Genomic DNA, 16,950 nt, shown 5'->3' with positions numbered 1-16,950 from the left:
GCCAGCTAGATAATTTTTGTAGATGTCTTGGGGCTACTGCGGTAAAGCCAATAACTGATTGCTGCTAAGATTTCGTTAATAGTAGCAACGACAACGTTGGGATAAATTGGTATGCCAACAATTAAGGGTAGGGGTTCATCAGGTAATGCACTTAAGCTAGTACCGGGAACTAGTAAGGTTGCGAAGAAAAAAGGTGTCCAGAAAAGTACAGGAACTAAAGTTGCAACAGTCACACTGATATCGGGTTCTAGCGATCGCCTCCACAGTAACCAGAGGGCAACTACCGATAAACTACTAAGTAGCCACAACATCACTACATCATGGAATCGGGCATGAGGTACCCAAGTGGGATTGAAGATATGGGTGGCATTCCAATCAACAGCTACAGAAACCACTGCTGTATTCACAATTACAACTGAAAGCAAAATCCGGCTCAGTTTTTGTTTTGACATGGTATTACTATGTCTTAATTCTCTTCTTCGGTATAGAACTTAACAGCAAAACCCCGAACATCACTCTCGGAATGGCTCTCAACATCTATGGTTTACTTTATAAAATCAGTTAACATTTGTCCCTAGTCCAAAGTTGAAGTTTTACATAGACCACAAGGTGAGTTGATGACTAACTAAGAGATAGGGATATGACCTTAACTTTTGGCTAGTGGAAAAAGTGTGAAGTATAAAATGAAGAAAATTGTGTAGTCATTCCATTTCACGAATAGAATGATACAAATTCATTTATTGCAAAGTGACGATTCCACGCTTGAGAGCGGTGATGACTGCTTGAATGCGATCGCTTACGCCTAATTTGCTGAGAATATGATTGACGTGATATTTCACAGTTCCTTCGGAAATCTGCAATACCGCCGCAATTTCTTGGTTGGTTTTACCTGTGGACATCAGCCGAATAACTTCTAGTTCTCGACTGCTGAGTTGCAATATCCCTACTCGTTCGGCTAATTTAGCGCCGACGGAAGTAGGAATGTATTTTTGTCCGGTGTTGACGATGCGAATTGCTAAAAGTAATTCATCTGGTTCTGCATCTTTGAGTAAATAACCCTTCGCCCCGGCTTTCAACCCACGATAAATATCTTCGTCGCCGTCGTAGGTGGTGAGGACAATAATGTTGGCGTAGGCTTCTCTACATATAGCGGTAATGGCTGTAACGCCGTCCATTTCTGGCATTCGCAAATCCATTAAGGTGACATCAGGTTGCAGTTGGCGAAATATCTCTACTGCTTGATATCCATTACAAACTTGTCCGACAACTGTCATATCTGCTTCGCGGTCAATCATGGCGGCTAAACCTTGGCGGACGACGGGATGATCGTCAACAATCAAGATGCGGATGGGGTGGTTATCAGTCATGATTTAGTCTCGATGAATCAGGATGGTAATTTCTGTGCCTGGTTGTGGCAAACTTTTAATGGTTAATTGGGCTTTGATGCGATCGCTTCTTTCTTTGATTCCCATCAAGCCAAAACCTTTGACAACAGCTAAACTCTCTGGTGCAAATCCCTGGCCATTGTCTTTCACCCGTAAGATAAATTGCGTCGGTTCATACACCAATTCAATCACAATCTCACTGGCAGAAGCGTGTTTAATGGCGTTTGTCAATGCTTCTTGGCCAATGCGTAACAAGTTGTTTTCGATATCGACTGTCAAGGGATAAATTTCCCCAATCACTTTGCAGATAATCTGAGTATGAATCACCGCAGACATCTGCGTTACAAGGTGATGAAAGGCTGTGGGTAAATTCTGCGTTTCTAAAATTTGGGGACGTAGGGCATTTACCGAACGCCTCGCTTCGGCTAAACCTTCTCGCGCTAATTCTCTGGCTTGGGTGATGTGTTCTTGCACTTCTGGTAAATCTTGGGGAATGATGCGGGAGGCTGCACCCAATTGGACGATAACACCAGTGAAGGCTTGCGCTAAGGTATCATGAATTTCTCGTGCCATCCGGTTGCGTTCTTCTAAAATTGCGGCTTGACGACTTTGTTCAGCAAGATGAGTTAAATGGATGGCTAAGGTGGCTTGCTGTGCTAGGGCGATAATCAATTCAATATTTGGCGGTAAGCTAGTCTTGGGTTCTCGAAAACACAAACCAATGAATCCCAAAGGGCGATCGCCTAAAATTAAAGGTACACGTACAATAGCACGATGTCCTTGAGCGCGATGCCATTTAATTCTTGCGCCGAGCAGTTTCTTGTTATCCTCAATATTAAAAAAAATTACCTCGCCTTTAAATAGCGCCTCTTGCCAATAAGAAAAAATATTTGCCGAAATTGGCAGGCGAAATTGAGCAAATTCGGGATCTGTGTGGATAGGAATCACCTTACCTTCCCTAACATAGCGTTTCATCAAACTAGTGTTGGTTGATGCGTCATACAAAAACAAAGCGGCGGCATAAGATTGAGCTTGGGCGGAGGCTTCTAGTAAAATATGTTCCCAGAAGGTTTCTAAATCTGGTTCATCTGCCAGGCGATTTACACAGCCACGCAGTGATTCATTGGCTCTGACTAATTCTGTGACTCGTTTTTCTACAGTACTGGCGCGTTCTTGAATGAGATGTGCAACTAATTGTTTGCGATGCAGTGCGGCTCCAATTCCCTCAGCCGCAGTAGTGAGGACATCCATTTCTTGCTGACTCCAATGGCGCGGCGTGACACAATCATCAAAAGCCACACAACCGATGTAGCGTCCTTCGATGAATAAGGGTACGCCGCCAGATGATTTGATGTTCAGTGATTGAAATTGCTCTTTGATGGGATGGGGCAATTTATCAACTATATACCACATAGAACGACCTACATATAGTTCTCTCAGCAAAAATTCGGCATCATCATTCTCAATGACTGCCATTGTCGGATGATCAATTTGGGCAGAGATACCTTCCGCTACCCATTCGTAGGTGATGCAGTGTTGTAATGTTTGGGTGGTTGGGTTTTGGCGTTCGAGGATAACTTGCACTCGACTAATGTTAGCGACTGTGCCGATCGCTTGTAAAGCTTGAGGAATTGCTAAATCAATATCTTCCGTGTCTAGGAGATTTTTGGTAACTTGAGCAACTACAGACAAGAGGCGATCTCGTTGTTGTAACTCTTGGTTAACTCTTGCTAATTCTTCCGTCCGTTTTTGTTCGGTTTGGCGGATGCGTTGACGCTGAATTGCACTACCAATACAAGCGGCGGCGGTTTTCAACAATGTTAATTCGGCGGTGCTGGGGTGTTTGGCTTGACGACAGTGATCAAAACTCAAAACTCCCCAAAATAGTTCTTCGACAAAAATCGGCACAGCGAACAGTGCTTTTACACCGATTGCGGCTTGTCCACTGCGAAACGGTTCTGGCATTTCTGCGAGCAAACAGCTAATACTTTCACCTTGGTACAGCCGTTGATACCATTCTTCAATTCCAGCGTAGGTTCCTTGGGCTGTGGTGGGATGGGAGATTTGAGCAATTATATTCGTTGCATTCCACTCATACAGTGATCGCCAACCTGGTAGAGTAGACGATGGTATGTGAAAATGTTCAATCACACTCAAGCGATCGCAATCTAAACTTTCTCCCATCACTTGCAAAGCCGTCTTTACCGCTTCATCAAAGTTATCAATGGTGAGTAAAGCATTTACCGCTGTAGCTGTGGCTTCTAAAATGCGATCGCCCAAGTTAGAGCGCATTCCATTGCTATTTTCTCCCCAATGGTTCGGCGCTGGCAATTGTGCGATCGTTGTCTGTGCATTATCGGTTAAGATTTGCTGACTATTGTCTTTGAACATTGCTCACATCACTGCTGACAACACCAAGAAATAAAGAAGAATTCAGAATTAAAAGAGACAGGAAAATCCCCATCATGCAAATTAAAATTGTTACATTCTCTAACTACACCAGTAAACTCGGAAATCAAACCAGATTCCTCTAGAATTCTCGGCTTAAGATTTTCATATTCTTCCGTTAACTTACTGTCAATAAATTTGATCTGCAATCATCCCATACAAGTGACGGTCGTAGACTAACGGAGGACAAGTGAGCAAGTATTTAAAATTTTATGGCATAAATCAAACATGGCAGTGGCTACAGCAAACTTTCAGACATAAATTATTTTTGCGCTTATCTGCTGTGGTGCTGGTGACTTTTTTCGTTAGCTTAACTGTGCATTATTCTATCGCGGCTCAACCAGTAGCCAATACACCCAGCCCCAAAGTAATTTTAATTTCTCTCGATGGTGCCACACCAGATTTTGTTGAGCAGTATCTCAAAGATGGTGTATTAAATCGCCGCCAAGGATTGGGATTACTCAAAAGACAAGGTGTTTATGCTGAAAGAAATATTACTTGCAGTGCATCTTTAACTGCGGCTTGTCACGTAGCCATTGGTACAGGTTCGACGGCGGCTCGCAATGATATTAACACTAATACATTTCATTTGGTTGCCAGTCCTTTTAACTCTAACATTAGTGGTTTTGGCGCACCCATTGGCGGTTATTCGACAATCGGCCCTAGCGCCAGTGTACAACCAACATCTGAACCTATTTGGGTTGGGCTTCAGCGCAATGGTAAGCAAGTAGTAGCGGCTACCTTTCCCGGTGCAGATGGAGTTGATGTCCGCGTCCCAGGTTTGACTAATAGCCCAATTATTCAACCAGCCAGCACAAGAACTGTATCTTACACCGTTCCCTTTGGGGCGTTTGCGGGGGTAGGTGCGAGAGGTTTTAGTTTAACTGCTGCTAATTTTAGTTCTGCGGCTAGTCCGATAGTAACGCAACTGAATAACGCAGGCAGAATTTCTTACAGCCCCATTTTGCAAGCAAGTTTAAATGATCAGTTTACTGTTGGTGGTGTCAATTATGATATTCAAGTTGCCGCACTAGATACAACTAGCGATCGCCGCACCAATTATGACACATTAGTATTTTTTGATGCTCAAATCGGCATTCCCACAGGTACTTTTAGTTTACCTGCAACTGGCCCGGCTTATGTGAAAGCGAGCGATCGCAAATCTAGTTTATTTTATCTCGAAGGCAGTTCTAATCAAGCAGGTACGGCGTTTTACGTCAGCAATCTCGCCCCAGACTTAAGTAACGTTCGCATTGCACGTTATTCTGCCAATGCCATCCCCCGCAATCCCGCCGTGCAAACTACTGTCGATGATGTCCTTAGTAACGTTGGCTTTTGGTCTCCCCAAGCCGATTTCCGCATTCCAGAACGCCTCAGCCCAGGATTTACCACTTTCCCCGACAGCGAACTAGAAGCAATTTATGAAGACCAAGTGCAACTGTTTGTTGATTATCAAACTAGACTGGCATTGAGAGCCATTAACCAAAATCCTAATGCAGATTTAGTCATGGTTTATATTGAACAACCAGATGGCTCAGAACACCAGTTTTTATTAACTGATTCCCGTCAGCCTAGTGATCCAACAAATCCATTATCTATTGGCGCTAGACAAGATAAAACCAAAGTAGCGCGATATAAAACTTACGTACAAGCTGGTTATCAAGCCGCTAATAATGCCGTTCAGCGCATCATCAACGCAGTGGGGACAAATCGCCAAGGTACACCCAACAGTAATATTTTAGTTGTTTCCGATCACGGCTTTGCCCCCTTCCACACAGCAGTTAACTTAAATAACTACCTCAGAAATCGCGGCTTTGACTTAACTAAAGTCCGTGCCATTACATCAGGGCCAGCCGCCAACATTTATATTAATCTGCAAGGACGTGAACCCAACGGTGTTGTTAGTCGCGCTGAATATATTACCTTGCAACAGCAAATAATCACAGCGTTACGAGAATTAGTCGATAACAATCCTAATTACTTGCGTGGAAGACAACAAGCAGTTTTTGACTTAATCTACCCCCGCCCATTACCCAGCAATGTCAATGATCCAAAATTTGGTTTGGGTACAAGCGAATTTGTAGGTCAAGATACTGGTGATGTGTTTGCAATTATGCGCGAGGGATACAACTTTGACGGTGTACAAAGCCCCATTATCACTCGTTTGGGAGACACCGATAACGCTGTATTTTCTGTACCAAATTTCTATGGGGCGCATGGTTATGATCCCACAATACCAAGTCTCAGTGCCATTTTTTATGCTGCTGGCCCTGACATTCAGCGTCGTGGTAATATCGGCAGAATTCGCAATATCGATATTGCTCCAACTATCAACAGTTTACTAAATGTTCCCTCTGCACCTACAGTTCAGGGACGAGCTTTGAATATCAAGGGAAGAGGTGATAGGTGATAGGTTAAAGTCAAGTAAGTTGGGTGGAGCAATAGCGAAACCCAACAAACAAAACTAATGTAAGACAACACATCAAAAATTTAACTTAATACATTTACAATGCAAGGCCACGCATTAACAATGTGACTTAATACATTCACAATGCAAGGCCACACATTCACAATGTGTGGCGACACATGAACAACGTAGGAACTGAAGAAGTAGACGCAGACTTGGCTTTCGGCTGACGCTTCGTAGTTGTAGCTGCTCGTGGCATCGCTGTAAGATACTCATTGTTTGGGTTTGAGGGGAAATTGAGAGGTGCGATCGCTGTTGGGTTTTGATGGGAATTAGAAGTGCGATCGAAATGTAGTTGTTAAACTAAACTACCTAAGCGTTCGCGTAGTTCCTTTGTTGCTTGCTCCAAGTGTTCTGGCGTATAACCTGTAGTCTCCACAGAAACAGCAATATGTTTTTGTTCACTTTCATGTAAGTGAATCCAAAATATATGACGACCATCAGGGGTTTTTCGTGTAGCTGCTTTTACTCCATTTTTAGGAGCAGAAAAAGCATTCTGGTCAAATCTTACATACTCAACCCAAATAATATTTTGCAGCATTTTTTCTACTTTTTTCCATACCTTTGGTCTATGATGCCCGTATGATTCGTCTTGAACTTTGATAATTTTTGATCTATCTAGGCCAGATTCAGGTAGGTTGGCACGTTTTACTAATACTTGAGGTTCGGCAGTATCAGATAAATACGGTAAGTAAATAAGTGCTTTATACTGTTCATGAACATAGCATACAGGAACTTTAAAAGCATTACCTACCAGTGCCATAATCATTGTTTGGGCTTTAAAACCACCGGTTGCTGCTAAAGTGACATTTCCCTTTGCTTCTGAAATCAATTTTCTGAGAAATATCGCCATCTGTTCTAATGCTGATCCTGATTCATCTAAATCATAATTAATTCCTGGAATTGAATATAGACATACATTTTTTTGACCCAAAACAGTTTGTAGATATTCCTGAACAACTTCAGCACATTCTAAGCCAGATGGAGTATCTGAATGCAACAATAAAATTTCATCATTAAAGCCAGGATTAAGTCGCCATATTGTATTAGTTTCAGCACTAATAAATTCTGGTTCTATTTCAGTCATCCACTGAAGAGCTATTTGACGATCACCTATTATTTGATGTCCAACCCAAGGACGTTTATTATCTAAATTTTCATCACGATTAGTAAGAAGTGAAGTCCCTACAGTCATTATCATTGTTTCCATGATATTTTAATTTCCTAAATTGTTAGTCATTTAGAATTGTCTGTCCCATACCCAAGCGTGTCTTCATACCCGTACCTGCAAAACGCGAATATTGCACTAATAAGTTAGCCACATTCGCCAGTAATGGATCAGCACGGTTAAAAATTTGTAAAGTTACATCACCAACAAATCCATTCACAAACCCTTTATGTAATTGGTACGTTCGAGTGTGAATCTTGTGACTTTTAAGTACAACAGCGTTATTAAGATAAGCAATTAATTCATCACCTCCTAAATATACAGGTGCAAAATTATTCCAGCGTTCTAACCAACTGCGAAACATGAGTGTAGGTAAAGGTAAAGGTAGGTTTGCTCCACCTTGAGCAAAAGCAGTAGGAGTGATAAACTGCAAGTCAAACCGTCTAATGTGTTCTGGTTCATTTGCTACTAAATTTGTGTACAGTTCTTCATAACTGGTGATTTCATCTTCACGGTTGATGATCTTAAATTTTGCTCCGAGAAATTCTAAATATTCTGAGAGATTGAGATGAGAAATTGCTTTGGCTGTAACTTCCTGTAGTCCAGACAGTGATAACTTATAAAATTCCTCTGGATGGAACGTCAAAAAATCTTTGGATGTGGAATAAAAACCGATTATTCCTGAGTAAGAAGTAGAGGCAATTGTCTCAACTCCTATTTCTAAACCTAGTTGTTTATGTAGTTGTTTAACCAGTTCTAAGCTATAGGAACGAGGTAAAACTGTCAGATCGGATACGCTTAATGTCCAAGTTGAATGAATTAGCATTTATTTTAGTTAAAGTTTTATCAACACTTCTAAGTTATTAATCTTTAGATTATCCCTAACTTTTCTAAAACTTCTAATGGATAAAGACACTCATTTCTCACGGCTTTATGCGCCCACCAATTAGCAAATTGCTCCCATATATCATCTTTTCCACTTTTGTGAATTTTGTGATTTGCTTCTCTATAAACTTTATTTATATCTTTTGTTTTATTTAATTCGTTGTTTATTTCTCTATTTAGAACGCAATAGTGAACGCAGCTACAATATACTTCCAAAATTACTTGAAATCCAATATGACCGTGACATATCCATCGAAGGATACTTTCATCTACATTATCATTTTCAATTTTTTGATACCACATTTGGTAACTATTTATTATTTGTTCAATTTCTTCATTAGAGAATTTTCTAATTGTTCTTCCTCTCTGATCTTGCTCACCTCTTTTATACATTTTTTCTCTCCAATCAACAATTCGTAAATTAACATTTGAAGTGTCAATATCAATTAATTCCCAGTCAATTATTTTTTCCAAAGCTTGTATTTTTTCACATTCTTTAAATGCTATACTAACGGCACTAGCGAGACGAATCGTTAAATAAAAATTATCTTCAAATATTTTAATAGCATCATCGAATAACTTTCCATCAGATAATATTCTTAAAGGCTGATGAAGAATAGTGGAGTCAAATAAATAGTTTTCAATTGAATGACCTCTAGACCAAATAAGTGCGCCATCAACTTTATGACTACTCATTTCATCTTTAATCTCTTCTTCAAAAGAAATAGTAAAATTGTCAAACTCCCGATCAACGAAAAATACTAAATTAGTGTATTTCGGTAGATTTTTAACATTTTTATGAATGCGTTCAATTTTTTGACGATTACCAGCAGCATCAACAATAAATAATTTGAGTGAATCATCACTTTTAATCAGTGTCTCAACGTCATCAATATCAACTTTGTCAATACTGTTTTTTCTTTCTTTCTGGAATTGATGTGTTGCCAGAGAAAATTCGTCCAACAATATTTTAAATAAATATTTATCTGATTTGCCTTCAACTATTAAACGTTTTCTGTTACTGAATGTTCCAATTGCACGTTGATATTCATCAATCTTAAAACCCCACTCATTCATTATGATATCTCCTGATCATCAACTATAAAATCATATTCATCAAAGTCATTGTTATCATTATCATCATCTTCTTCATCTAATCCCCATAAATTCTGATCAGTTGTTGTTATTCCTATTTCTCTTAAATAATCATCATAGTCTGTAGGAATCATTGGTGAATGAGTACAGGCAATAACTTGTCTTTCATGTAATTGCTCAGACATTTTTTTAAGTAAATTTCTTTGCCAGTCAATATGCAGTGAGATTTCTGGCTCATCAATCATGATTAATTTTTCGTCACTCATATATGTAGCTGCATACAGAATCGTCACTATTTGACGTTCACCTGACGATAAAGTATCCAGACCCAGACCATTCAATATAGAACCATCATCAAATATGATTTTGATTAATGTATTATCTTCTTTTTGTATGCCTCTAAATATTGTTAGTTTTTTACTTTCTAAGAAACTATTAACTGCCGATAAAAACTTGTCAATATTAAAATACTCTTCTTTTAATTTAGTAGCTATTTTCTCAAGAGAATCATAATAAATGCTTAAAAATAATGTGAGTTGTCTATCTTCGTTTTCTCTATGTAAATCTAAAAGATTTCTAATATTTATATAAATTTCATTTGAAGACATATAAGATTCTTCGGAGATTGGATAGCTTTGAATTTTCTGAAATAAAGATTTAATTTTAGAAAATATTATCTCAGGTTTTTCTAAGTTATGCTGGAAATTATTTTTGATTGAATCAGAAATAAACTCTATAGATACTTGTGCCATTACTTGTCGATCAAGTACTGATAGTTTATTTTTAATTTCTTGAATCTCATATATTAAACTTTGCTCAATATCTTTGGGAGATGGATAATTTATTTTTGGTGTAAATTCTCCAAATATTTTCCTAGCAAACTTAGTAGTTTTATCTTGATCTATGCTAATATTTTCTTCTGAGGATTGCCAAGCTTCTATCATCATTCTAAAAGCTGGGAAATAAGCAACTCCTAATATGACTTTTTGTTGAGCATACCTTTTTGTTAATTCAAGTTTTGATTCCTCGACAAATTCATTAATTTGTTTATTAATCTTAATGCCTCGTCGATCTTGATTAACAAATACATTGATAGCTTGTGTTTCTCCATCATTACTATTCTCTTTTAAAAGAGTTATAAAATTATCATCGTCGTACCAAATTCTGATACGAAAAAAATCGATATATAAGAAACGTTCATAATCTCCATTTAAAATATTGGTGATAATGTGAATTAACGTGGTTTTTCCAGAACCATTTACACCATGTAGGATATTCACTCCTGGTGAAAAATCGTGAGTAATATCAAAACGCTTGTGAATACCAATAGCTTCGATTCTTTTTAAGTAATTTGGCATTTAAGATATCCTAAACTAGTATTTATGTTGATAGTGTAATTTAATATTTTTATACAGCTATAGTACTCTGCATTTAACCCATCCTGGTACAAATTTGATCTCACCATTAGAACTCATTACAGTTCGCCTAGATTTTGGTGCTTCAAAACCAGGCGCTTTTAAACCACAGGTATCGCGGATGTCTTCTCGTAATTCATCATCAAGACACAAACCAACAGTAGTTCCATTCATTCCACTACCCCACCCCAATCTCAAACTATAGGGAGATTTTTCTGGCTCATAAAATTCACGGATGTAATTGAAATCTAAATTTTTACCTGATGCTCTAGGATTGTTTTTAAGTTCTTGCCAGTAATCATGTTCATAATCCCATTGTTCTTGGGTAAATTCCTGGCATATTTGCAAGAGTTCATCCAAGTTACTAAAGGGTAACTTCATTCCTTGTTTATGTTGAAACCATGAAACCATTTCTGTATCTAATGTCACGGTGAATTCAGTCTGAACATTTCGCACCATTTCAGCATAGATAGAGGCTTTATATTTAGCTAAGTAATCGGGAAATCTGCTAGAAACAATTACCTCAGCTACCACAGGTATATTAACAGGAATTTCTTGACCTTTCTTAGTTGTAATTTTTCCTTCTAAGAATGGTTCTGAATCTGTCACTTTGAGCGCTCTTAAAAAATCTGTATTTGGTCCTTTACCTGGAAAGTTTCTCTCTTGATATGTAAGACTAAATTCTGAAAATAAACTATTCATAAATAGGTCATCATCAAGAAATTTATGCTGATATTGGTTAAGTTGCCCTAATTTTTCTCTCAAGTTTTTCTCAATTTCGCTTACTCGCTTTGCGGAAGGTACTTGATAGCGGTCTGAGTATTTCAATAAATGATATGCGATCGCAGTTCTAATTGCTCCTTTAATTGAAGAACCAGGGATAAATAATTGCCCCATACCATTGCGAATCATGGGACGTAAATCTGTAATTTTCTCTGATGTCAACTTTTGACTGATAGATTCTTTAGGAAAAATTGGACACTCATTTGTGTCTGTAGCTTTCCACCACTCGGAACCAAAAGCTTGTTTTAATAGTTGGGTGATATCTTGACGTTCTTCAATTGCTTGAATGTAATCATTTAAAAATCGTCCACCTCGCGCTAATAAACCCTTTGCTAATGCTTCTTGATTGGGTAGATAGACTTTTCTATCTGTCTGCACATATTCAAATGGATTCAATCTAGATACCGATGAGCCTATATGTAAAATTGGACTGGTCAACTGTATCTTTTTTGATTGATAAAAATCAGGTTTCTTGAGAGCAAATTCGGGAGAAACCACCATAATATTATTTATCCTGTGCTTTGATGGGCAGACTTAAGCTAATACCACTACGGTAAATACGATGTTTATTGAAACCTTTGGGTGTAACATCTACCAGCTTTCCTTGTGGTGGCGCTAAAAATACAGAACCTTCGCTAAACATTCTCACCATTTTACGCCGGAGTTGACTTTCGGCAATCCAACCACCTCGTTCTTGAATGTCATAGCTGGCGTTATCTAAAAAGTCAGTTGTTATGGGTGAATCCCAAAATAGACTCATAATGGTGTGATGGTTTCCCTCTGAGAAATTCACTACATCTTGCCAATCTTTTGGTAATTCTAACCACTCTGCTTGAAATCTTCCCGCACCACTAGAACGTTCTCCCCCAAGTCCTTCTTCTCCTAAAAAGTGCAAAGCGGCTTGTAGCTTATCTGCTAATTTCTCGCCTTCTGGAGATAAGTGCAACAAAAAGTATAAACCTGCTGGATTTTTCTCCCACTCAAATTGAACAAAACCAGTATGGTAAAGATTGGTGGCTCTAGTGACTCTATCTACTGCAATTTTTGGAACTTTATCTTTTTTAAAGGCTTTGTTGTACTCATTGTTATGAGTAATTAATTTGTCAACATCAGCATTTTCATTAAATCCTGTTCCCTGATACCATCTTTGCCATACCTGTAAAGGCAAGTAGTTAAGTTTTTTGTAATCTTTGAAAAAAGCCAGATCATTCTGAGGATATTTGTTAGGGAATTTCAAAGGACGGGGAAGATAATAAATTATATCTTTCCCAATTTCTCGGTAAATAAATGTTGAACTGATGCGGAAAGGAGGTATTAGTTGGGGTTGGTCTTTATGAGGAAATTGGCGTAATAATTCTTCAATTGTTTTTTTACCAAACAGTCGTGCATAGACGCTTACCCAGGCGCTAAACAAAGCATCGGAACGGACGCGATCGCTTGTTTCTTCCATGCCAATTCCCACTTCCCCAAAGTGCGCGGGACTACGCCCAAAGTTGAGTTTAACTAATTTCCAGACACTCATGATCAATTTCCTGGCAATAACCGTTGTTCGATATACTCGCGTAACCTTCCGAAGTTATCTAAAAGTGCTTGTGTGTTGGCGATGGTTTCTAATGTTTGTAAACCTGATGAGCCGCCAGGAGTGTTGGTAATTTGACGGTATTGCGCCAAGCTACGATAGGAAAAATTGAAGTGCTGAAATCTGACTTTGCCGTAACCTCTAGAACCATGTCCGCCAAGTGCATCATCTTCTAGAATAGCGAGAGCGATCGCTATATTTTGTAAGTCTTCAATAGCTTGCTCGGCATTTTCTACTGTATAAACTAATTCAAACTGGAATTTTGACCCAGCAGGTACACGTTCTAACTGTCTGGGATTTGCTGCTGCTGTTACTCGGTCAATACCGTTTTCAAATTTCCACTCAGTCATATATAAACCAGTGTCAACTTGCTTTAGCTTTTCTGCTGATTCTGGTACTAAATGACTGTCTCGAATAATTAAGCGAGCCGGTGCATTACGTCCGCGATTAATTCTAATACAATGTTGATTTTGTATTGTAGAAGTAGGATTATTTTTATTTTCTTCATATAATCCTTCTGTTCTAGCAGTTACAATTGGCATCCAAAATTTTGATCCGCCAGTAGAACCAAACACGCGGCTAATTTGACAGGTATTAGCGCCTTCATAGGCAATAAATCTTCCTGCTTCAACTTCAGTAAATCCATTCGCTAAATCATCACTTTCATAGCGCCAAGTACCGCTTCCTCCTGTGCGATTTAGAGGTTTATTTAATAACCTTTCTAAAGTGGAACGTAGTTTGCCTTTAATAGATGAACCAGGTAAGTAAGGATACTTTGTTAAAGGGTCACGAATTACAGGTTTATCCAGTCCACCGATATCTAAATTTTCGCCACCACCACCAATATGCAATCCGGTTTCAGCAGATAGTTGACTGGTGAGGGTTAATTTACCAAGTAGGGGTTTTTGCTCGTATGATATGGGCATAATTATTTTCCACCTTCAGCTTTGTGATAAGCGATAATTGATTCAATTAATTGAACTAACCGTTCAAAATCTTCCTTGCTATTAACTTTATCAATAGCGGCTGACATGACCTCACCTAATGGTTTTGCTGCTCTTTGTCTAGCTGCGGCGTATGCCAATTTGGGTTTTAGCAGAACTATTTCAGTTTCAATTTTGGCAAATTCGCCTGTTTCAGATAAGTCAGCTTTTAGGCGAGTTACAGCATCTAAAAATTTGCGGATTTGGTTCGTTTCTAATCGTTGTTGTTTGAGATAAGGCCCAAACTCCTCAGCGTGTTTAACTAATTTTCGGATTTCGTATGCTTGTAAACCCTTCAAATCATTGATAGTGTTAACAATTTCTTCGACAATATTCTGTGTTTTATTGATATTGCCTTGAGGAGTTGATTGTCTGGGGTTTACCGTTGGAGAAGATATTTTTGGTTTAATTGGTTCTGTCATATAGTTATGAGCGATTTAAGAATTCAATCCAAGTTGCGATCGCCCGAAAGTATGGTGCATTATACGGATTTTTTAGTGACTTCCGAAACGCATCATCTTTTAATACTTCTTTGGGTAATCTTGCTAAAGTATAAGCAATTTTTGGGAGATGTAAATAATAGCGAGTATCTAAAGCCTCCTGTGATTTTTGATCATCTTGAAATTTCTCCAATGCCCGTTCTTGTATTTGTGCAGTTATGAGCAGGTTACGTACAAAATTCCGGGAATGATTAACACCAATATTTTGCTGTTCTAATCTCTCTACAAATGGTAAGATACCCAACATATCTGGCTTAGTTTCTGGATTTATGTATTTTTGGTTTTCTTGATCAAAACTGGTAATTTTTGCAGTTCCCAGCCATTCATCCCATTTAAAAATTTGATTAAATAATCCAAAACTATCTTTACCATTTTCTTTAGCACCTTTTTCAGATTTTTCTGAATCAGCAGCAGCTTGATAAAGAGGATATTTTATATCATTAATACTGATACCTCCTGATATTGTAATATCTGGATTGTTACCTGTATAAGCGCGGAAACACTGGTAAATATCAAAGGTAAATTCTACAAGTTCATTCCAAGCGCCGCTAATAAATAAATCATCACCTGCGGCATAAATAAATAGTAAATTTTTTCGAGTCCTATCTGTCAGATATTTAGCATTATTTAAAACCTCAGTATTTTTACTTTGGCAATGCTTGATAAAATTATCATCACGATTGTCTGCCAAGCTGTTGAGATAAACTTTAAAGAAATAGCTCATTTGGCGAGACAGTCCGGCAATTCTTGGTAATGTCCGATTCTTTTCATCGAAACCCTCTGCAAAAAGTCTTCCTAGTCGATCTACATCCATACGCAGATAGCCAACTCTAGGAATTGCACCTGATTTTTCTGCAACTTTTGCCATTTCTTCAGCACGAATAAATCTTCCTACCTCTACTTCGCTTTCTTTAGCATAATTTCCTAATGATAAAAGTAATGTCTTGTCTTGTTTATAGTGATTTAAATCCCAATCGTTAACAAGAAAAACTGTTTCATTATTTCGAGCTAATTTTACTGCTTGTTCCCAGTTTGTGAAAAAGTAGTAGTAATAACCAGGAATATAAACTCTACCTACATGTTCTTTAATATTTGCTCTCTTAGAACGTAATAAAATATTAACATCAAATAAATTATTACCTAACTCAAACATAGTACGACACACCCAGCAGGCCGGAGAAGAATCTGGATTTAGGTGAATTAATGGTTGTAAACTAGGTAGATCATCTCGATGACAAACTCGGCAAGGTTCATGACTTCTAGTTTCTTGAATAAAGAAATTAATTTCTTTATTGAATTTACGAGCTTTTTGATTAGCCAAATCTTTAGTGAGTTTAGTCCAATAATGTGCAAAATGGTTATCTTCTAAATCTTTAGTTGGTATCGATATACAATCAATGGCTAAAAAGAGCTTGCCTTTAAATGTATTTAGTAACCATCTATTAAATTTTTGACTCACTTTGTTAATAGATTCTTTTACATCTTGTAAATTACTAGATGCAATTAAGTAAAAATTACCACCGCTAGCGTAAATTATGTTAGTCTTTGGCAGTTTTAAGTCTTCAAGCAATTGCTGTACTACTTCTTGTATGACTAACTCTAAATAAAAACTTCTTGCCCTTAATGATTTAAGTGCGCCATCAGAAGAAATAGTGTAAATAAACTTTTGAATCCCGGAAATATCACCAGCAATTAAGCTAATATTATCAACATTTTCATGACTAACTAAAGCGGCTGCCACTGCTGCTGTAGACCTTGCCATGTCTACTAAACAAACATCGAATGCACTAAAACTTAGACATGAGCCAAATCTTTCTAAAATCGCCAGTAAATAGGATAGATTTTCCCAGTTATTTGGGAGCGCATTTAATATTTCATTGTGGATTTGTTGTTTGAAAATTTTCTGCTGTTCTTCGTTAGGTTTATAAGGCAATGGATAAGGAATTTTAGGATATCCTTGATTTCCCTTTTCAATTGCTACTAATTGATGATAATGTTGTTTTCCGGGCTCTTGTCCTTGTCCATCAGGTAACTTAATGCTGTCAAATAACAGGCGTAATATTTCAACTTTTGTGTCTTCTTTCCAACCTAATATTGTCTTAGCTCTAGTAACTTCTTTATATTCATGATCTAGAGAAGGATGAGCTAAATCTGCCCATTTAGCTAAGGCTGCGATCGCCTGTTGAATAACCTGTAATGCAACTTGAGAACTTGTCACCATAAAAACTTTTCTCACTACAAC

The 16,950-nt window shown here is 38.0% G+C and carries 13 protein-coding genes; 1 reads left to right on the top strand and 12 read right to left on the bottom strand.

Translation table 11 applies throughout. The features are described 5' to 3' along the window. Positions 1 to 5: 5 nt before the first annotated feature. The 3 genes from NOS7107_RS21435 to NOS7107_RS27425 all read right to left on the bottom strand — a co-directional run bounded on the left by NOS7107_RS21435 (position 6) and on the right by NOS7107_RS27425 (position 3,776). Positions 6 to 452, bottom strand: a complete 447-nt coding sequence (locus NOS7107_RS21435; RefSeq protein WP_015115044.1) for a DUF6640 family protein — start codon at positions 450 to 452, stop codon at positions 6 to 8. A gap of 285 nt (positions 453 to 737) precedes the next feature. Next, entirely contained in the window at positions 738 to 1,367 is a 630-nt protein-coding gene (locus NOS7107_RS21430) for a response regulator transcription factor (RefSeq protein WP_015115043.1), read from the bottom strand. A gap of 3 nt (positions 1,368 to 1,370) precedes the next feature. Next, positions 1,371 to 3,776 carry a GAF domain-containing protein gene (locus NOS7107_RS27425; protein WP_015115042.1) on the bottom strand — a complete coding sequence of 802 codons (2,406 nt, stop codon included), beginning with the start codon at positions 3,774 to 3,776 and terminating at the stop codon, positions 1,371 to 1,373. A gap of 247 nt (positions 3,777 to 4,023) precedes the next feature. Here NOS7107_RS27425 and NOS7107_RS21420 point away from each other — a divergent pair, with 247 nt between their 5' ends. Then, on the top strand, positions 4,024 to 6,243 hold the full coding sequence (locus NOS7107_RS21420; protein ID WP_015115041.1) for an alkaline phosphatase family protein: 2,220 nt from the start codon (positions 4,024 to 4,026) through the stop codon (positions 6,241 to 6,243). Between the two features lie 355 nt (positions 6,244 to 6,598). Here the strand turns inward: NOS7107_RS21420 and NOS7107_RS21415 are convergent, their stop codons facing one another. The 9 genes from NOS7107_RS21415 to cas10 are packed head-to-tail and all read right to left on the bottom strand — an operon-like array spanning position 6,599 to position 16,929. Continuing rightward, a complete protein-coding gene (locus NOS7107_RS21415; protein ID WP_015115040.1) occupies positions 6,599 to 7,510 on the bottom strand; it encodes a putative CRISPR-associated protein in 912 nt (303 codons plus the stop codon). Positions 7,511 to 7,532: 22 nt separating this feature from the next. Then, on the bottom strand, positions 7,533 to 8,294 hold the full coding sequence (gene cas6 / locus NOS7107_RS21410) for a CRISPR system precrRNA processing endoribonuclease RAMP protein Cas6 (RefSeq protein WP_015115039.1): 762 nt from the start codon (positions 8,292 to 8,294) through the stop codon (positions 7,533 to 7,535). A 44-nt stretch (positions 8,295 to 8,338) separates the two neighbouring features. Continuing rightward, the gene (locus tag NOS7107_RS21405; RefSeq protein ID WP_015115038.1) at positions 8,339 to 9,430 is read right to left on the bottom strand and encodes a DUF4435 domain-containing protein; all 1,092 of its coding nucleotides are present in this window, start codon (positions 9,428 to 9,430) and stop codon (positions 8,339 to 8,341) included. Then, positions 9,430 to 10,806, bottom strand: coding sequence for an AAA family ATPase (locus tag NOS7107_RS21400; RefSeq protein ID WP_015115037.1), 1,377 nt, complete (start codon positions 10,804 to 10,806; stop codon positions 9,430 to 9,432). Before NOS7107_RS21400 ends, NOS7107_RS21405 begins: the two co-directional genes overlap by 1 nt. A 57-nt stretch (positions 10,807 to 10,863) precedes the next feature. After that, positions 10,864 to 12,147, bottom strand: coding sequence for a type III-A CRISPR-associated RAMP protein Csm5 (gene csm5 / locus NOS7107_RS21395; protein ID WP_015115036.1), 1,284 nt, complete (start codon positions 12,145 to 12,147; stop codon positions 10,864 to 10,866). A gap of 4 nt (positions 12,148 to 12,151) precedes the next feature. After that, on the bottom strand, positions 12,152 to 13,168 hold the full coding sequence (gene csm4, locus NOS7107_RS21390) for a type III-A CRISPR-associated RAMP protein Csm4 (protein WP_015115035.1): 1,017 nt from the start codon (positions 13,166 to 13,168) through the stop codon (positions 12,152 to 12,154). Between the two features lie 2 nt (positions 13,169 to 13,170). Then, the gene (csm3, locus tag NOS7107_RS21385; protein ID WP_015115034.1) at positions 13,171 to 14,151 is read right to left on the bottom strand and encodes a type III-A CRISPR-associated RAMP protein Csm3; all 981 of its coding nucleotides are present in this window, start codon (positions 14,149 to 14,151) and stop codon (positions 13,171 to 13,173) included. Between the two features lie 2 nt (positions 14,152 to 14,153). Further along, on the bottom strand, positions 14,154 to 14,630 hold the full coding sequence (gene csm2, locus NOS7107_RS21380) for a type III-A CRISPR-associated protein Csm2 (RefSeq protein ID WP_015115033.1): 477 nt from the start codon (positions 14,628 to 14,630) through the stop codon (positions 14,154 to 14,156). A 4-nt stretch (positions 14,631 to 14,634) separates the two neighbouring features. Further along, positions 14,635 to 16,929, bottom strand: a complete 2,295-nt coding sequence (cas10, locus tag NOS7107_RS21375) for a type III-A CRISPR-associated protein Cas10/Csm1 (protein ID WP_015115032.1) — start codon at positions 16,927 to 16,929, stop codon at positions 14,635 to 14,637. Between the last annotated feature and the right edge of the window lie 21 nt (positions 16,930 to 16,950).

Origin of the sequence: Nostoc sp. PCC 7107 (assembly GCF_000316625.1) — a bacterium.
Taxonomy (GTDB): Bacteria; Cyanobacteriota; Cyanobacteriia; order Cyanobacteriales; family Nostocaceae; genus Nostoc_B.
The sequence above is the reverse complement of the archived record's forward strand: the minus strand, read 5'-3'. Positions and strand labels throughout refer to the sequence as shown.